The organism is Mesorhizobium sp. WSM4830 (assembly GCF_055811495.1).
On record NZ_JBVVQI010000023.1, the window covers coordinates 51,358 to 67,222 of the forward strand.

A 15,865-nucleotide genomic window follows, 5' to 3' on the forward strand; every position below is an offset into this window, starting at 1 on the left:
CGTGAAGCGGCAGGATTTCATGGCGCTGGCGCTTAAGGAAGCCGAAGCCGCCGCCCAGCGTGGCGAGGTGCCGGTTGGCGCGGTCGTTGTCGGCGGCGATACGGTCGTTGCGAGTGCCGGCAACCGCACCCGCGAGTTTGCCGATCCCACCGCCCATGCCGAGATGCTGGCGATCCGCGAGGCCTGCCGCAAGCTTTCCAGCGAGCGGCTCAGCGGCCACGATCTCTACGTGACGCTGGAGCCGTGCGCCATGTGCGCCGGCGCCATCTCCTTCGCCAGGCTGCGCCGGCTCTATTTCGGCGCTGCCGACGAGAAGGGCGGCGCAGTGGTCAACGGCGTTCGCTTCTTCACGTCACCGACCTGCCACCATGTGCCCGACATCTATCCGGGCATCGCCGAGAACGCTGCAGCAGCGCTGCTTAAAGACTTTTTTCGGGAGCGACGCGGGCCCTGATTTCCGGCCGACGATCCAAATCCAGGTCAGCCAAATCCAGCCAGCCAAGAACGTCTCTGGCGCCGTCAGTCTACCAGGGCAGCCAGTCGAACATGCCGCCGCTCTTGCTCTTGGCGGCCGCCTCCTTCTTGAGGCGGCGTTCCTTCTTGTACTCGTCCTCGCCGAGGTCGCCCTGCGGCGCGGTGGCGGCGGCAGCGCGGTATTGCACCGGCGGCTCGCTCAGATATCTGCGGGTGGTCGGGTCGCCCTGTTTGCCTTCGGCCCGGCGGCGCATGACTTCCGCGGAGCGGGCCTTGTCCGAATCGGCCGGAGTCCAGGCTGGCGGGTGGCTCGAGCCCGACTGCTTCAGCGCGGCCTTGACCGACGCCGGATCCGTCTGCACGTCATCGATGACCTGCGCCTGGTAGGCCGGGTCGTCCTGATGCAGGGTGGCATCGGCGCGCAGGCGGGCACGGCGCTGCTCCGGCGATTCGGGCCATTCGGCACTCGCCGTCTCGATGCTTTCCTGCGGCGGCGGCAAGACTTCCTTCTGCCCCGGCCCCGGCTTCACCAGCGTGGGGCGCGGCTTGTAGTCGATACTATCCTTGCGCTTGGGTGCGAAGGAAAAAGCCCCGGTGAGGTCGCCGGCAAGCTGCGCGCCCGCGGTCTTGTCGGTCCCGTAAGTGGGCGAGCCCATGCAGCCGGACAAAGCGAGGCCCGATACGACAAGCGGCGCCAGCAGCGCAACGCGCGCGTAAGTTCTCTCGGTCATGCCAAAAAGTCCCACTGTAGACAGCCTCTCGATTGCCGCCGGCCAAAGAAAGGTCCGGTCCCCATCGCCTATGCTCTTCCGACGGAATTCCGGCGACAATTTGTCGTCCGGAGTTTCGCGTGTTTACCTCAACCACTCGTTAAGGGCAACGCGCGGGGGCCGATCGGCCGCCCGCCGTGGCATTTGTGCACCGCCTTAAAGGCGGCTCAAAGCCTTCAGCTCATGCAGGACAGCGGCGTCACGGGCCGAAACATCCGGGAATTCCGGATCTGAGCCGACATCGGCGGTGTAGCGCCAGGAGCGCGCGCACTTCACCAGGCCGCGGTCCTCCGCCTTCTCGACGACCACGGCGACGCCCTTGACGTCGTCGAGGGTAAAGCTGCCCGCCGGCGCCTTGCCGTGCACGATAACCAGATCGCTGGTGATCGCCATCTCGGCCATGTCGACATCGGCGATCGCCGCTTCGAGCGCGGCATCGTCGAGGGTGACGACCGGCACCGCTTCCAGCGAAGAACCGATGACCTTCTGCGCACGGGCGATTTCCAACGCGCCGGTGACGACACGGCGAACCTGCCGAACCTTGCGCCATTTCTCCGCCAGCGCCTCGTTCTTCCAGTCCGCCGCGATTTCCGGGAACTGGTCGAGGTGCAGGGAGACCGCATCCGGATGACGGTCGAGCCAAGCCTCTTCCATGGTGAAGGGCAGCATCGGCGCCAGCCATTTCACCAGGCAGTCGAAGAGATGGCGCACCACCTGGACGGAAGCCTTGCGCTTCACGCTGGAAGGCGCTTCGCAGTAAAGCGCGTCCTTGCGGATGTCGAAATAGAAGGCCGACAGCTCGACCACCATGAAGTCGAGCAGCGCGCGGGTGATGCGCTTGAATTCGAAGGCGTCGTAGCCCGAGCGTACGACTTCATCGAGTTCAGCGAGCCGGTGCAGCATCAGCCGCTCCAGTTCAGGCATCTTGTCCAGCGGCACCTCCTCGCCATCGTCATGGGCGAGCGTGCCCAGCATCCAGCGGATGGTGTTGCGCAGCTTGCGGTAGGCGTCGATATTGGTCTGCAGCACGTTCTTGCCGAGGCGCTGGTCTTCCCAATAATCGGTCGTCACCACCCACAGCCGCAAGATGTCGGCGCCGGACTGTTTGATGACGTCCTGCGGCACGACGGTGTTGCCGAGCGACTTCGACATTTTCCGCCCCTCCTCATCCATGGTGAAGCCATGGGTGACGACGGTGTCGTAGGGCGCCCTGCCCCTGGTGCCGCAGCTTTCGAGCAGCGAGGAGTGGAACCAGCCGCGATGCTGATCGGAGCCTTCAAGATAGACGTCGGCCGGCCATTTCAGGTCGGGCCGGTCCTCAAGCGTGAAGGCATGCGTCGAGCCTGAATCGAACCAGACATCGAGGATGTCCATGACCTGCTGCCATTTCGAGGCATCGTGATTGCCGAGGAAACGCTCCTTGGCGCCGGCGGCGAACCAGGCGTCGGCGCCTTCTTTCTCGAAAGCGTCCATGATGCGCTGGTTGACCGCCTCGTCGCGCAGCACGTTGCCGTCGGCATCGGCAAAGACGGCGATCGGCACGCCCCAGGCGCGCTGGCGCGACAGCACCCAGTCCGGGCGCTCCTCGATCATGGCGCGGATGCGGTTCTGGCCGGCGGCGGGCACGAAGCGGGTATCGTCGATGGCTTTCAGCGCGCGGCTGCGCAGCGTCGTGCCGTCGCCAAGCTCCTTGTCCATATAGACGAACCATTGCGGCGTGTTGCGGAAGATGATCGGCTTCTTCGAGCGCCAGGAATGCGGATAGGAGTGCTTCAGCCGGCCGCGCGCGAACAGCGCGTTGCGCTTGATCAGCTCGTCGATGACGGCCAGGTTGGCGTTACCCTTCTTGCCATTGTCGTCGATGACGCGCGCCGCTCCACCCTCGCGGCCCGGGCCGAAGCCCGGCGCGTCCTTGGTGAAGAAGCCGGCATCGTCGACGGTGAAGGGGATCGTGGTGTCGATGCCACGCTGGCGAAGATCAGAGGCGGCATCCATCCAGGCGTCGAAGTCTTCCCGGCCGTGTCCCGGCGCGGTGTGGACGAAACCGGTGCCGGCATCGTCGGTGACATGATCGCCGGCGAGCATCGGCACGGGAAAATCGTAGCCGCCGCCCAGACCTTTGAGGGGATGCGAAAGCGTAAGGTTTTCAAGTTCTTCGGCGCCAACGTTGCGAAGCCGATTCAGAGTGACCTTGGCCTTCGCGGCAGCGTCGTCGGCAAGCTTCTCGGCAAGGATCAGCTTTTCGCCGGGCTGAGGACCAAAGGCGTTCTCGGCCGCCGCAACCTCGTAGAGACCATAGTTGATACGCGGCGAGTAGTTGACGGCGCGATTGCCGGGGATTGTCCACGGCGTCGTGGTCCAGATGACGACGTTGGCATCAAGCAGATCGAGCGAGGTCTGCGTCAGCTTGGGATCCAGGGCTGGCTGCCCCTCCTCGATGTTGATGACCTGGCGAGCGAGGCTGACGACCGGAAACTTCGCCCAGATCGTGTCCGACTCATAGTCCTGGTATTCGACCTCCGCCTCGGCCAGCGCGGTGCGCTCGACGACGCTCCACATCACCGGCTTGGAGCCGCGATAGAGCTGGCCGGACATGGCGAATTTCAGCAACTCGCCGGCGATGCGCGCCTCGGCGTGGAAAGCCATCGTCGTATAGGGATTGTCGAAGTCGCCGACGACGCCAAGGCGCTGGAATTCGGAACCCTGCACCTTGATCCAGTGCGCCGCAAACTCGCGGCATTCCTGCCGGAACTCGTTGACCGGCACCTCGTCCTTGTTCTTGCCCTTGGCGCGGTACTGCTCCTCGATCTTCCATTCGATCGGCAGGCCGTGGCAATCCCAACCGGGTACATAGTTCGAGTCATAGCCGCGCATCTGGAATGAGCGGGTGATGACGTCCTTGAGGATCTTGTTCAGCGCATGGCCGATATGGATGTTGCCATTGGCATAGGGCGGGCCGTCGTGCAGCACGTATTTTTCGCGGCCGGCTGCGTCTTCGCGCAGCTTGCGGTAAAGGTCCATATCCTGCCAGCGCTTGACCAGCAGCGGTTCCTTTTCCGGCAAACCGGCGCGCATCGGAAAATCCGTCTGCGGCAGGTAGAGCGTTTTGGAATAGTCGATCGTCTCGGCGGTCTCGGTATCAGTCATTCGTCTGCCATATGCGTTGCCCGGCGGCGAAAGAGCCCGGGCGTTGAACTATCATGATCTGGAAAAAGCGCGAGAGGCCGCGCGCAAGATTCCCGGCGGCTCCGGCGGCGGTCAGGCCGCCCGGAACACCGGGCCTGTAATTCGTATCGCAGTCGCGAGAAGGCGCGAAAAGCTCGTCATGGCTGGGCTTTTAACCGACACAGGCGATATTGAAAAGCCCGAACTCTCGGCGGTTTCCTGTCGGGGGCATCATGGTCGCTAGTTTGTTGTCGTGGTTTTCCTTGCATGATGTGCCACTTGCGCCTATGTCTAGGGGCAAGTGGCAGCGGAGCCAGCCCATGTCTAGTCTGCATATCAAGGTTCGCCCAGAAGCCGACACCGCGATCCCCGATACCGCGACAGAACGGTTTCTTGTTCATGTCACCAGGGTCGAAGGGCTCCGTCAACGGGGCTTCAGTAGTGATGAAATCTACAAGATCGTTGGCCCGCGACGGACCTTGGCGCGTCGTAAAGAGCGAAACGAGACTCTGACGATCGCCGAATCCGACCGCGTCCAGCGACTTGAGCGGGTTTCAGCGATGGCGGACCGGGTTTTCGGCAGTCATGAAAAGGCGCAGCGTTGGTTACGCAAGCGCAGCAGAGTGCTCAACGAGATACCGATCAACCTCTTGCGGTCCGAGACGGGTGCCGTCCTGGTGGAAGAAGAGCTCCATCGCATCGATTACGGCATTTTCGCCTAACATATGCGGTTGTGGCGCATTTCCAGCTACGCCGATCTCTCCGGCGCTGGTGGCATGGTCAGCGCCGGCCGTTGGCACGTGATGGGGACGCCGATCGTCTACTGCGCCGATCATCCAGCTACAGCGCTTCTCGAAATTCTGGTGCATGTGGACGCGGAAGACCTGCCCCAGACCTATCAGCTTCTGGAAATCGAAGTGCCGGACAGCGTTACCGTTGCATCTCCGGAATTATCTGATGACTGGAAGGACGATACGGCCACGACGCAGCGGCTCGGCACGGACTTTATCGCCACAGCCAAGCACGCGGTTATGGAAGTCCCTTGTGTGATCGTCCCGTTTACAAGGAACTATCTCTTCAACCCAGATTTGCTGACGCGCGACGGCATCCACATCGTTGAGGTCACAACGCATCCCATCGATACGCGATTGCTGGGGTAGACATCACATCGAGAAATCGAAGCGATAGGTCGTCGACACGCCGATCATGAACTGATCCCTGGAGCCGCGCTCCTTGACCAGGCTGGAATCGGCGGCCGGGCCCATCAGGCGGGAATATTCGCCGAACAGGCTGGCCGTCATCGGCTCGGTCACCTTCCAGGTCACTGCGCCGCCCAGGCCCGCCGACCTCACCCCGCCGCCGGGATGATATTCGCTGAGCCCCGAGGCCAGGGACTCCTTGGCATCAACGCCGTAGTAGGCGTCGAAATAGTCCGATGAGGCGAACGAAACGCGCGGTCCGCCCGAAATCCTGACATCGGGCGTCACATCGTAAAAGGCGTCGGCGGCGATGTCGGCGACAAAGCCATTATGGGCGCGAATGCCGTGCCGCAACTCGGCGCGGGCACGCAGCCAATCCAAAGGATAGAACTCGAAGAAGCCGCCGGCCTCGCCGCCCCAGCGCACCGGGTCGAGGCCTTTCAATTCGTCGGCGTCACCACCGTCGCGGGAAAACAGGAACTTGCCTGTCAGGCCGGCGCGGACGCCGCCATCGTCGATCAATGCCAATGAGATATTGTCGTTGCGCGGGGTGAAGCGCGCCGCGGGACCAGCCTTGCCGAGCGAGATGATCGGCGAGGCGCTGAGCAGGTACTTCTTGCCGCCCTCGAAATTCGGGGCAACCATGCCGGTGGCGCCGACCGTCAGGTACCAGTCTCCGGACAGCCAGCCGAAGGTGCCCTCGCCGGCCTTGGCAAGGCCGCAGGTGCCGAGCATGAATGCGGCCAAGACCGTCGGGATCGTCGGGACAGACCGCATCGCTACTCCATACGTCGAACGCATTGGCCGATACAACCAGCCTTGACTGAAGCCATGGCGCCGTTTCGGTAAAATTTGACTTAATGTCCGTAACATCGGCGGCGTTGGCCGGCCTGTTCTGCATTGCAGTCGATTGTTTGGCGCACCAAGGCCCCAGATCAAGATGGCTGGGATACGCTCGCAGTTGCCTCGGCAGGGGTTACAAACATTCGCGGACAAACATGCCTGCGCTGTGAAGCGCGCGGCGACCGGCGCTCAACCCTGCATTCCAAACCGGCCAAGCGTGAATCATATGCGGCCAAATTTCGAGACGTACTTTGACGTCAGCCGCGCCAGCGGCTTCGGCGAGTCGAGTTGCGTCCGACAACAGCGTCTCGGCCGAACCGGCTTGTATCAGCATTGGGGGAAATCCGCTCAGATCGGCGAACAAAGGCGAGATCAGCGGATCGCGCCGACCAACGCCATTGGGAACATAGGCGGCTGCCAGTTCCTCCAAATACGCCCGGTGGATGATAGGGTCGATTGCGTCCTTGGTTGAGAATGTCACGCCGGACATCGAAAGGTCCGTCCAGGGCGAAACCAGCCAAAGACATCGCGGCAACGGCTCGCCTGCCGTGCGCAATATACTGACCAGGCACAGAGTGAGGTTGCCGCCCGCACTGTCTCCGCCAACCACGATACGATCCGACGCGATGCCTTGCCGGCTCAGAAAGCGCCATGCGGCAAGTGCGTCGTCATGTTGCGCAGGGAAAGGATGTTCCGGTGCGCGGCGATAGTCGATCGCGAGGGTGCGCATTCTCATTGCCCGACCTGCCTCGGTCACCATTCGACGATGACTTTTAAGAGAGCCGGAGCAGTAGCCACCACCGTGGAAAAACAGCAGAACCTTGTCCCTGTTGCTCCCGGGCGCCAGCGACCACTCTCCCGCGAGGCCATCGAACACCACATCTTCGCATCGGATGTCCTCCGCAACCGGCCAGACCGAACCGACTTCGTCGAGCCGTGCCCGGCGTTCGTCCCAGCGGACCGTTCGAGGCTTTGAGGTCAACAGCCTGCGGACGGCGTTGATCTCTGTCAGATCGAGGTGTTCGTCCACATCGCCCATTTTGCTCCCCTAGCCTCATCAAGCGTAGAAAAACAGCGTACAGCAGCAGCAACAACGGGACGACGGGTCGCCGCCGTAAACCCGCTTGTCATCTTTAGCACCGGCCCACCCCCCGCACATGATCGAATATTCCATCTGGTATTTGGCCGCTTCGGGTCAAAAACGGAGGTTTAGCGGACCGCTCCGGAGTGTGGCGCTCACAGCCTGCTCGCTGGACGGGCAAGGCGATCGGCGCTACCTTCCGGAACAAAGAAGCCAGGCGACCTTGAGGGAGAAGGGCAATGACCGTGCACAGCGATGCCATGAAAGATGCGATCAGCCAGACGCGGGCGAAATGGGGATGGTTCGTCGCGCTCGGAGTGCTGCTGCTTGTCTTCGGCGGCATCGCCTTCGGCAATCTGTTCATCGCAACCGTCGCCTCCGTCTTTGTCGTGGGCTGGCTGATGCTGATGGCCGGCATTGTCGAGATCATCCATGCCTTCGGCGTAAAGACATGGGGCCGCTTCTTCTATTGGCTGCTCAGCGGCCTCCTCTACGCCGTCGCCGGCTTCTTCGCCTTCGACAATCCGGTCCTCGCCTCGACGGTGCTGACCTTCCTCCTGGCGGTCGCACTGCTTGCCTCAGGCGCGCTCAGGGCCTGGGTAGGCTACAGCCACCGGCCGCAGCCGGGCTGGGGCTGGGTGGTCGCGGCCGGCATCATCAGCGCACTGGCGGGACTGGTCATCGCCATGGGCTGGCCGGTCAACAGCGTGTGGGTGCTCGGCCTGTTCCTGGCCGTCGACCTGATCTTCCAGGGCTGGACCTTCATCGCCCTTGGGCTGGCACTGAAGAGATAAATTCTGGTTGAGCTTAATCGGAAAACCGGTTCCCACTTTTTGCTTCGCTGACCTTCAGTTCGGGACCATGCTCTAAAAAGCTATGGCCGCGTCCAGCCCGGAAAGCGGCCTGACGCCGGCGAGCAGTGCCTTCGCCTCGGCCTCGTCGCGCTTCATCTGGGCGACTAGCGCGTCAAGCCCGTCGAACTTCACCTCCGAGCGCAGGTAGCCGAAGAAGGACACGGCACAAATCTCGCCATAGAGGTCGCCGGAAAAGTCGAAGACGAAGGTCTCCAGCAGCGGCGCGCCATTGTCGTCGACCGTCGGCCGGCGGCCGAAGCTGGCGACGCCATCATGCAGCGAACCGTCGGCGCGGCGGAAGCGGACGGCATAAATCCCTTCTTTGAGGGTGGCTTTCGGCGAAAGCCTCATGTTTGCGGTCGGAAAGCCAAGCGTCCGGCCGAGCTGCTGGCCGCCGATCACCTCCGCCTCGACGGTGAAACGATAGCCGAGCAAGCCGGCGGCCTCGGCCACATTGCCCTCGCACAGCAGCGTGCGTATGCGGCTCGACGACACCACCTCGGCGCTTTCGTCGCGAAACGCATCGACCAGCGTGACGCCGAAGCCGTGGCGCTCGCCGGCCGCCATCAGATAGGCCGGGCCGCCCTGGCGGTCCTTGCCGAAATGGAAATCGAAGCCGGTGACGGCGTGGCTTATGCCGAGGTTGCGCTCGAGCACGCCGGTGACGAAAGCCTCCGCCGACAAGGAGGCGAACTCGCGTGTGAACGGCTGCTCGACCAGCGCCGCAAAGCCCAGGTGCGACAATAGCCGCGCCTTCATCGGCGGCGGCGTCAGCACGAACAGCGGCATGTCCGGCCTGAACACCTTTCGCGGATGCGGTACGAAGGTCAGCACCAGGGCGGGTACGCCGCGACGCTCCGCCTCGGCGCGCGCGCGTTCGAGCACCGCCTGGTGGCCGCGGTGGACGCCGTCGAAATTGCCGATAGCCACCACGCCGCCGCGCAGATGGGCCGGCAGCGGTGCGGTTGCGGAAATGCGTTCGAACATTGCCGTCATGGCTTGAACCTATTGCCGTCTGGGCCTGAACTTATTGCAGTCTGGGAATCACCGCGACCGGCCTGTAGCCGTATTTTTCCAGAAAGGCCGCGAGCCTGGCCGGATCCGGCTGCAGCGCTTCACCGTAATCGCGGGCATGGATGCCGCCCGATACGTAGAGCACGTCGAAGCCATTGTCGGCCGCGCCCTTGATGTCGGTCATCATACCGTCGCCGATGGCCAGAACTTGCGAACGCTCGACCGGGCGGCCGAGAATGACGGCGATCTCCTTCATGGCGACGTCATAGACCGGCGCGTAGGGTTTGCCGGCGATCAGCGTGCGTCCGCCAAGCTGTGCGTATTCGCGGGCCAAAGCGCCTGCGCACCAGATCATGCGTTCGCCGCGCTCGACGACGATGTCGGGATTGGCGCAAATGAAGGGCAGGTTCCTAGCACGCAGCCTCTGCAGAAGATCGGCATAATCTTCCGGCTTCTCCACCTCGTCGTCGAACAGGCCGGTGCAGACCACACCGGATGCTTCGAACTCCTCGACGAGTTCGACGTCGAGGCCGTCATAGAGCGTGAAATCCCGATCGGCGCCAATATGGAAGATCTTTCGCGGCCCTTCGGCGATCAGGTCGCGGGTAACGTCGCCGGACGTCACGACACGGTCGTAGGCGGCGGGAGGGACGCCGATGGCGTTCATCTGCGCCACCACGTCGGCGCTGCGGCGCGGCGAATTGGTGATCAGCACGACAGGTATTTTCGCCGCGCGAGCAGTGATCAGCGCGGCAGCCGCCGCGGGGAAATGCCATTCACCATTGTGCACCACGCCCCAGACGTCGCACAGGATGGCTGAATAGGCTCCCGACAGGTCTGCGAGCGAACCGATGATGTCGGGCGAATCCGCCATGCCGTTGTCCCTGTACCATGATGCTTGCAAGCGCCGCGACCGACGGTCCGTAGCGGCCGGCCCGGATTAACCGAAGCGCTTCGCCATGTCACCAGCTTTCGTTGTGTCCGCAAGATTGTCGTCCGGCGACGCCGACGAGGAAATGATGGTGAAAGTTTTTCTTTTCCAGCGCCTTATCCCCTTTTTTAGAGGTTTTGCCGCGGGAAGCCCGGAGCAGCATTGCCGATTGCGGACGTGTGGTTAACGGGGATTGAAAAACCGTACCGGCCTTGAACGCATTTCAGCAATCGGAAATTTAAACATGCGTGGCATCGTCCGGGAAAAATGGGGCGGGCGGGAATGCTGAAGGCAATAATCGGAAAATTCCGATACGACAGACGTGGCAACTACTCCTTAATGACTGCAATCACCATTGTGCCGCTGATGGCCGGTCTGGCGCTCAGTGTCGATTACGGGGAGTTGCTGCGCCAAAAGCACGAAACGCTGAACGCACTTGATGCGGCCGGCCTCGCCGCCGCCCAGCAGATCGTCGCCGGCGCCAGCGACGACGACGTCAAGGCCTACGCCAAGACATTTTTCGAAACCAATCTCGCACGCATCGACCCGGCGAACACAGCGCTGACCGTCACGCTGCCCAACAACAATGCCGGCGGCGGCACCTTGAAGCTCTGCGCCGGCCTCACCTTCCACCCCTATTTTCTACCGGCCGCCAGCCTGCTGATCGGCGGCACGGCAGGTGACACGACCTTCACCGAATGTTCGGAACTCCGTCTTAAGAACACCCTCGAAGTCGCGCTGGTGCTGGATAATTCAGGCTCGATGAGCGATCTCGGCTCCGGCACCGGCGAGAAGCGAATAGACTTGCTGAAGTTGGCCGCAAAGCAGCTTGTCGATACGCTGGCGCTTCAAGCGCAGCAGATGAAGCAGATCACCAAACCGGTGCAGTTTTCTCTCGTGCCGTTTGCGGCCTCGGTCAATGTCGGCCCTACCCACGACCAGGACGGCTGGATGGATCAGGACGGCATCTCCCCGATCCAGCACGAGGATTTCGACTGGACGACGATGAGCGCTGCCAACAATCCGGACAAATACGCCGAGAAGCTCAATGGCATCTGGTACAAGCGCGGCGCCGGCTGGGGCGAGACCAAGGACCAGCCGCTGACCCGTTTCAGCCTCTACGCAGACATGACGGTCGAATCGGGCCGCGAAGAGGTACCCAATTCGAAGCAATATGTCTGCGACACATACAAGAAGAACGGCACCTGCCAGTACGGCCATTGGAGCGCACCGGAATATATCTACACCACTAGTCGCTATGCGAGCTGGCAAGGTTGCGTCGAGGCACGGCCATATCCCTACAACGTCGACGACACCACGCCCGACACAGCCGCGCCGGCCACGCTTTTCGTGCCGATGTTCGCCCCGGACGAGGCTGGCACTCTGTGGCTCGATTTCAACCGTGACGGCATCAACGACGTCATCAGCACGTCCTACAATTACGGCAACAACTGGTGGGCCGATTGGCCCTATGTCGCCGGTCCTACCGCTTCCCAGCGCCAGTCTGACATGCGCAAATATTTCCTGTTAAAACCATACGGTTCGCAATCCGCAGCCGCGGGCGATGGCCCGAACTCCTCCTGCACCACAAACCCGATCACGCCGTTGAAAGACGTCAGCCAGGACGCCGAGAAGCAGGAGATCAAGGACGCCATCGACGCCATGGCGCCGAACGGCAACACCAACGTACCGGAGGGACTTGCCTGGGGCTGGCGAACGGTATCGAGCAACCCACCGTTCACCGATGGCCGGCCGAACAGCGAGAGGGGCAACGACAAGGTGGTCGTGGTGCTGACCGACGGAGCTAATACCTATAGCGCCGTCAGCGACGGCAGCTACGCCAACAACAGGTCGACCTACGCCGCCTACGGCTACACTGGCCTGACCTATCCGGGATCTGGAAGCGTGACCCGCCTGTTCATGAATACCAGCACCGATATCGGCAAGACCACCTATACCGGTGCCAACTACACGGCAGCACTCGACGAGCAGATGAAAACGCTCTGCGCCAATGCAAAGAATTCGAACATTCTGGTGATGACGGTGGCGCTCGACCTGTCGCCCACAGATGCCAGCGACAAGAAGGCAATCGATGCGCTGAAGGCATGTTCCTCGGATTCGCGCTTCCGCAAGGATTCGGCCGACCCGAGCAAGCCTGCCAAGCTGTTCTGGAATGCAACCGGCGCGACGCTGTCCGACAATTTCAAGGAAATCGCCAACGAATTGTCGAACCTGCGCATCGTCGGCTGAAGGCGATCGGATTGGCGACTAAGGCAGGGGCCCGGCGCGCTGGCGCAAAGGCTCCTGCCCTCATGCCCTTGCGGGTGATGGAAGCATGTGGTGAGTGTCCTCATCCGGAGATGCGCTCTTGCCTGAACCCGCCAACCACCTTGCCTTTGCGCTGGTCTGCCTCGGCATGGTGCTGACGCCCGGCCCGAACATGATCTATCTGATCTCGCGCTCGCTGTCGCAAGGGCCGAAGGCCGGGCTGATCTCGCTGGGCGGCGTGGCGCTCGGGTTCTTGTTCTACGTGCTGTCGGCGGCGTTCGGCATCACCGCGCTGCTGCTCGCCGTGCCCTTTGCCTATGATGTGCTGCGCCTTGCCGGCGCGCTCTATTTGCTGTGGCTCGCCTGGCAAGCGGTGAAGCCCGGCGGGCGCTCGCCGTTCCAGATCCGCGAACTACCGAAAGACAGGCCGCGCAAGCTGTTCGCCATGGGGCTGATGACCAACCTGCTCAACCCAAAGGTGGCAGTGCTCTATCTGTCGCTGCTGCCGCAATTCATCAGCCCCGGCAAGGGGCATGTGCTGTCGCAGCTTCTGGTGCTCGGTGCCACGCAGGTCGCGATCAGCCTGACCGTCAACGCCATCATCGCGGTGACGGCCGGCTCAATTGCCATCTTCCTAGCCGGGCGGCCGCTATGGCTGGTGATCCAGCGCTGGCTGATGGGCACGGTGCTGACCGCGCTGGCCGTCAAGATGGCAACCGACGCGCAACGCTGATCGGTCCTACATCGGCCGCCTGACCTGCTCTGTCCGCTCCGGTTCGACCACCCTGCGGTAGAGATGCCAAGTCGCATGGCCAAGGATGGGCATGACGACGGCAAGCCCGGCAAATAGCGGGATCGAGCCGATGACCAGGAGCACGGCAACCATCAGGCCCCACAGCGCCATCTGCAGCGGGTTTGTCAAGACCGCGCGCGCCGACGTCTCGACTGCCGAGACCGCGCCGACATCGCGGTCGAGCAGCAGCGGAAAGGCGACGACGGTCGTCGCCAGCACGACCGCGGCGAAGGCGAACCCGGCCAGGTTGCCGAGCAGGATCAGCGTCCAGCCTTTGCTGGTCGTCAGCACCTCGCGAATAAAGCCGACAATAGAGGTCGGAGGCTGATTGCCGTACAGGCTGGTGTAGATCGATTGCGCGGTGAACAGCCAGAGCAGGAACAGTACCACCAGCATGATGCCGATGACTGCAATCGCGGGCAGCGCCGGCGAGTGGCGCACGTCGAGCGCATGCCACCAGGATGTATCCATGCCGAACTCGCGCCGGCGGCTGATTTCGTAAAGGCCGATAGCGGCAAACGGACCGACCAAAGCGAAGCCGGACATCAGCGGATAGATGAGTTGGATGGCGTTCGAGCCCGATGTCCACTGCGTCAGGATCAGGCCGACCACCGGATAGATCAGACACAGGAACACGTAATGCGACGGCTTGGCCCAGAAATCCTCTACGCCGAGACGGAGCGCATCGAGCAGATCCTCGGTGCTGATGCGGCGCACCGTGGGCTGTACATGCATTCCACGTGCGTCCGCCATGACATGAAAGCCGGCCATAACCTTTCTCCCGTGTGTCGGGACGGTCACCGCCAGGATGGCCGCCCGCAGCTGCCACTTCAAGAAACAGGCACTATGGTAGTCGATTTAGGGGTGATTGTCGCCAAGTCGATGGTCGCGATGGTAAATCCGGATAGAGCGGGATGCATTGGATTGCACGGGGCATCCCGCTCTATCTGTTTGTTTCAGCCGCATTTGTGCGACGCCAAGTGTAACCACTTGGCTGCAAAATGCTCTAGAGGTTTCCGACGCCGCCATCGACGAGCAGTTCCGTGCCAACGACGAAGCTCGACTCATCCGATGCTAGAAACACCGCCGCCTTGGCGAGTTCCCAGGGTTTGCCCATCCGGCCGATCGGCACTAGCGCGCGTATCTGATCGCCCAGCGCCTTCTCTTCTGCTTCTGGCAAACCCAGCTTGCCCAGGGCCGGCGTCTCGGTCGGCCCGGGGCTGAGGCCATTGACGCGAATACCGCGCTCGATCATCTCACCCGAGAGGGTGCGCGCCAACGACAGGAGGCCAGCCTTGCTGGCGGCGTAGGCGCTGCTCTGGGGCAGGCCGATATGGGCACTGACCGAACCGCACAGGATGATCGACGACGGGTTGGAGAACATCGGCAACAGGGCTTGGATCAAAAAGAACGGCCCCTTGAGATTGGTCTGCATCAGACGGTCATAGACCACCTCGTCCCAATCCTGCAGCGGCTGATGCATCACATCGCCGGCGTTGATGTTCAGTATATCGAGCCGAGGCCAGCACTGCGCGAGTTCGGCGGCAAGCGCGCGCTGATCGGCAAGATTGCCGGCATCATTCCTGATCACCTGCGCCGATCCGCCCAGTTCGCGCTGCGCAGCCTCCAGCCCGGATGGGCTCCTGCCGGTGATTGCCACTGTAGCGCCCTCGGCCAGGAACTGGCGCGCGGTTTCGAGGCCGATGCCGCTGGTTGCCCCGGTAATGAGGGCATATTTGCCTTTCAAGCGACCCATGATTTGGCGACCCATTATTTGCCTTCCCAAAGACGATGAGAACGGCATTGTCGACATGATAGTATGCTTTGTATAGTAGGCACCGAATGGGTACTAAAGGAAATAATTTCATGGCGCAGGCAAAAGCCATCGAGGTAACGCCAGTCGAAGGCGGAAATGGCGCGACCGATCGTTGCCCGATGATCGATTTCGTCAATCTAGTTTCGGGAAAATGGGCCATTCCCATTCTTTATCGCCTGATCGTCACCGGTTGTCCGATCCGCTTCGGCGAGCTCCAGAGGGCCGTCGCACCGATTACGCAAAAGGAGCTCACGCGGCAGCTGCGCCTGTTCGAACATCGCGGTCTGGTCTATCGGAGGGTCTATGCCGAGATGCCGCCGCGCGTGGAGTATGAGATAACGCCGCTGGGCAGAACCTTGCGTGGCACGCTGGATTCGCTGGCCGACTGGATGCGTGTCAACGCATCCCACCTGATCACCTGACTGATTGTGGACGGATTGTTTGCCCTGCCCGGCCAAAGCCACGGGCGGTCAGCCCCCCGGGGGGGCCCCCCGAAGGGCCCCCCGCCGGCGGGGGGGTGGGGTTGCGGGGGGGTTCCAAACACCCCCCCCCACACCCCCACCACAAACGTTTTTTCCCCCAAAACAAAAAAAAAAAAAAACAAACGGCGCCGCTGACGCGACGCCGTTGGATTATTTATCTGCGCACTGGACCTTA

The 15,865-nt window shown here is 62.3% G+C and carries 16 protein-coding genes; 8 read left to right on the plus strand and 8 right to left on the minus strand.

Going from position 1 to position 15,865, the window contains the following annotated elements; genetic code table 11:
- Window position 1: 1 nt before the first annotated feature.
- On the plus strand, window positions 2-454 hold the full coding sequence (locus AC0L2Y_RS24890; protein ID WP_352707254.1) for a nucleoside deaminase: 453 nt from the start codon (window positions 2-4) through the stop codon (window positions 452-454).
- 70 nt (window positions 455-524) lie between these two features.
- Here AC0L2Y_RS24890 and AC0L2Y_RS24895 read toward each other — a convergent pair whose 3' ends face one another.
- Both AC0L2Y_RS24895 and ileS read right to left on the minus strand, forming a co-directional pair.
- The gene (locus AC0L2Y_RS24895) at window positions 525-1,205 is read right to left on the minus strand and encodes a hypothetical protein (RefSeq protein WP_473560188.1); all 681 of its coding nucleotides are present in this window, start codon (window positions 1,203-1,205) and stop codon (window positions 525-527) included.
- A 195-nt stretch (window positions 1,206-1,400) separates the two neighbouring features.
- Window positions 1,401-4,391 (minus strand): isoleucine--tRNA ligase, encoded by a 2,991-nt coding sequence (gene ileS / locus AC0L2Y_RS24900; protein WP_473560189.1) that lies wholly within the window; start codon window positions 4,389-4,391, stop codon window positions 1,401-1,403.
- A gap of 43 nt (window positions 4,392-4,434) precedes the next feature.
- On the opposite strand from ileS, the gene AC0L2Y_RS24905 reads away from it, so the two are divergent.
- The 3 genes from AC0L2Y_RS24905 to AC0L2Y_RS24915 all read left to right on the plus strand — a co-directional run bounded on the left by AC0L2Y_RS24905 (window position 4,435) and on the right by AC0L2Y_RS24915 (window position 5,569).
- The gene (locus AC0L2Y_RS24905) at window positions 4,435-4,653 is read left to right on the plus strand and encodes a hypothetical protein (RefSeq protein WP_352490214.1); all 219 of its coding nucleotides are present in this window, start codon (window positions 4,435-4,437) and stop codon (window positions 4,651-4,653) included.
- Window positions 4,654-4,729: 76 nt separating this feature from the next.
- Window positions 4,730-5,131 carry an antitoxin Xre/MbcA/ParS toxin-binding domain-containing protein gene (locus tag AC0L2Y_RS24910; protein WP_352490215.1) on the plus strand — a complete coding sequence of 134 codons (402 nt, stop codon included), beginning with the start codon at window positions 4,730-4,732 and terminating at the stop codon, window positions 5,129-5,131.
- A gap of 3 nt (window positions 5,132-5,134) precedes the next feature.
- Window positions 5,135-5,569: an RES family NAD+ phosphorylase gene (locus AC0L2Y_RS24915; protein ID WP_352490216.1), complete on the plus strand. Its 435-nt coding sequence runs from the start codon at window positions 5,135-5,137 to the stop codon at window positions 5,567-5,569.
- Window positions 5,570-5,572: 3 nt separating this feature from the next.
- Here AC0L2Y_RS24915 and AC0L2Y_RS24920 read toward each other — a convergent pair whose 3' ends face one another.
- Entirely contained in the window at window positions 5,573-6,385 is an 813-nt protein-coding gene (locus AC0L2Y_RS24920) for a MipA/OmpV family protein (protein ID WP_473560192.1), read from the minus strand.
- A gap of 199 nt (window positions 6,386-6,584) precedes the next feature.
- Window positions 6,585-7,490, minus strand: a complete 906-nt coding sequence (locus AC0L2Y_RS24925; protein WP_473560193.1) for an alpha/beta hydrolase — start codon at window positions 7,488-7,490, stop codon at window positions 6,585-6,587.
- Window positions 7,491-7,771: 281 nt separating this feature from the next.
- Here AC0L2Y_RS24925 and AC0L2Y_RS24930 point away from each other — a divergent pair, with 281 nt between their 5' ends.
- Entirely contained in the window at window positions 7,772-8,326 is a 555-nt protein-coding gene (locus AC0L2Y_RS24930) for an HdeD family acid-resistance protein (RefSeq protein WP_473560194.1), read from the plus strand.
- A gap of 72 nt (window positions 8,327-8,398) precedes the next feature.
- Here the strand turns inward: AC0L2Y_RS24930 and AC0L2Y_RS24935 are convergent, their stop codons facing one another.
- Both AC0L2Y_RS24935 and AC0L2Y_RS24940 read right to left on the minus strand, forming a co-directional pair.
- Complete coding sequence (locus AC0L2Y_RS24935) at window positions 8,399-9,382, minus strand: bifunctional riboflavin kinase/FAD synthetase (protein ID WP_473560195.1); 984 nt, start codon at window positions 9,380-9,382, stop codon at window positions 8,399-8,401.
- 31 nt (window positions 9,383-9,413) lie between these two features.
- Window positions 9,414-10,274 (minus strand): TIGR01459 family HAD-type hydrolase, encoded by an 861-nt coding sequence (locus tag AC0L2Y_RS24940; protein WP_352490221.1) that lies wholly within the window; start codon window positions 10,272-10,274, stop codon window positions 9,414-9,416.
- A gap of 339 nt (window positions 10,275-10,613) precedes the next feature.
- On the opposite strand from AC0L2Y_RS24940, the gene AC0L2Y_RS24945 reads away from it, so the two are divergent.
- Window positions 10,614-12,581: a pilus assembly protein TadG-related protein gene (locus AC0L2Y_RS24945; protein ID WP_473560196.1), complete on the plus strand. Its 1,968-nt coding sequence runs from the start codon at window positions 10,614-10,616 to the stop codon at window positions 12,579-12,581.
- A 118-nt stretch (window positions 12,582-12,699) separates the two neighbouring features.
- A complete protein-coding gene (locus tag AC0L2Y_RS24950; protein ID WP_352490222.1) occupies window positions 12,700-13,332 on the plus strand; it encodes a LysE family translocator in 633 nt (210 codons plus the stop codon).
- Between the two features lie 6 nt (window positions 13,333-13,338).
- Here AC0L2Y_RS24950 and AC0L2Y_RS24955 read toward each other — a convergent pair whose 3' ends face one another.
- Window positions 13,339-14,163, minus strand: a complete 825-nt coding sequence (locus AC0L2Y_RS24955) for a DUF2189 domain-containing protein (protein WP_352490223.1) — start codon at window positions 14,161-14,163, stop codon at window positions 13,339-13,341.
- 235 nt (window positions 14,164-14,398) lie between these two features.
- Window positions 14,399-15,148 (minus strand): SDR family oxidoreductase, encoded by a 750-nt coding sequence (locus tag AC0L2Y_RS24960; RefSeq protein ID WP_473560247.1) that lies wholly within the window; start codon window positions 15,146-15,148, stop codon window positions 14,399-14,401.
- Between the two features lie 110 nt (window positions 15,149-15,258).
- Between AC0L2Y_RS24960 and AC0L2Y_RS24965 the strand changes: the two genes are divergently transcribed.
- Window positions 15,259-15,630 carry a winged helix-turn-helix transcriptional regulator gene (locus AC0L2Y_RS24965; RefSeq protein ID WP_352490224.1) on the plus strand — a complete coding sequence of 124 codons (372 nt, stop codon included), beginning with the start codon at window positions 15,259-15,261 and terminating at the stop codon, window positions 15,628-15,630.
- Window positions 15,631-15,865 lie beyond the last annotated feature (235 nt).

Excerpts from the sequence above, each read along its gene's own strand:
- AC0L2Y_RS24895 (WP_473560188.1), bottom strand. The coding sequence starts at position 1,205 with ATGACCGAGAGAACTTACGCGCGCGTTGCGCTGCTGGCGCCGCTTGTC.
- ileS (WP_473560189.1), bottom strand. The coding sequence starts at position 4,391 with ATGACTGATACCGAGACCGCCGAGACGATCGACTATTCCAAAACGCTC.
- AC0L2Y_RS24910 (WP_352490215.1), top strand. The coding sequence starts at position 4,730 with ATGTCTAGTCTGCATATCAAGGTTCGCCCAGAAGCCGACACCGCGATC.
- AC0L2Y_RS24915 (WP_352490216.1), top strand. The coding sequence starts at position 5,135 with ATGCGGTTGTGGCGCATTTCCAGCTACGCCGATCTCTCCGGCGCTGGT.
- AC0L2Y_RS24920 (WP_473560192.1), bottom strand. The coding sequence starts at position 6,385 with ATGCGGTCTGTCCCGACGATCCCGACGGTCTTGGCCGCATTCATGCTC.
- AC0L2Y_RS24925 (WP_473560193.1), bottom strand. The coding sequence starts at position 7,490 with ATGGGCGATGTGGACGAACACCTCGATCTGACAGAGATCAACGCCGTC.
- AC0L2Y_RS24930 (WP_473560194.1), top strand. The coding sequence starts at position 7,772 with ATGACCGTGCACAGCGATGCCATGAAAGATGCGATCAGCCAGACGCGG.
- AC0L2Y_RS24935 (WP_473560195.1), bottom strand. The coding sequence starts at position 9,382 with ATGACGGCAATGTTCGAACGCATTTCCGCAACCGCACCGCTGCCGGCC.
- AC0L2Y_RS24940 (WP_352490221.1), bottom strand. The coding sequence starts at position 10,274 with ATGGCGGATTCGCCCGACATCATCGGTTCGCTCGCAGACCTGTCGGGA.
- AC0L2Y_RS24945 (WP_473560196.1), top strand. The coding sequence starts at position 10,614 with ATGCTGAAGGCAATAATCGGAAAATTCCGATACGACAGACGTGGCAAC.
- AC0L2Y_RS24955 (WP_352490223.1), bottom strand. The coding sequence starts at position 14,163 with ATGGCCGGCTTTCATGTCATGGCGGACGCACGTGGAATGCATGTACAG.
- AC0L2Y_RS24960 (WP_473560247.1), bottom strand. The coding sequence starts at position 15,148 with ATGGGTCGCTTGAAAGGCAAATATGCCCTCATTACCGGGGCAACCAGC.
- AC0L2Y_RS24965 (WP_352490224.1), top strand. The coding sequence starts at position 15,259 with ATGGCGCAGGCAAAAGCCATCGAGGTAACGCCAGTCGAAGGCGGAAAT.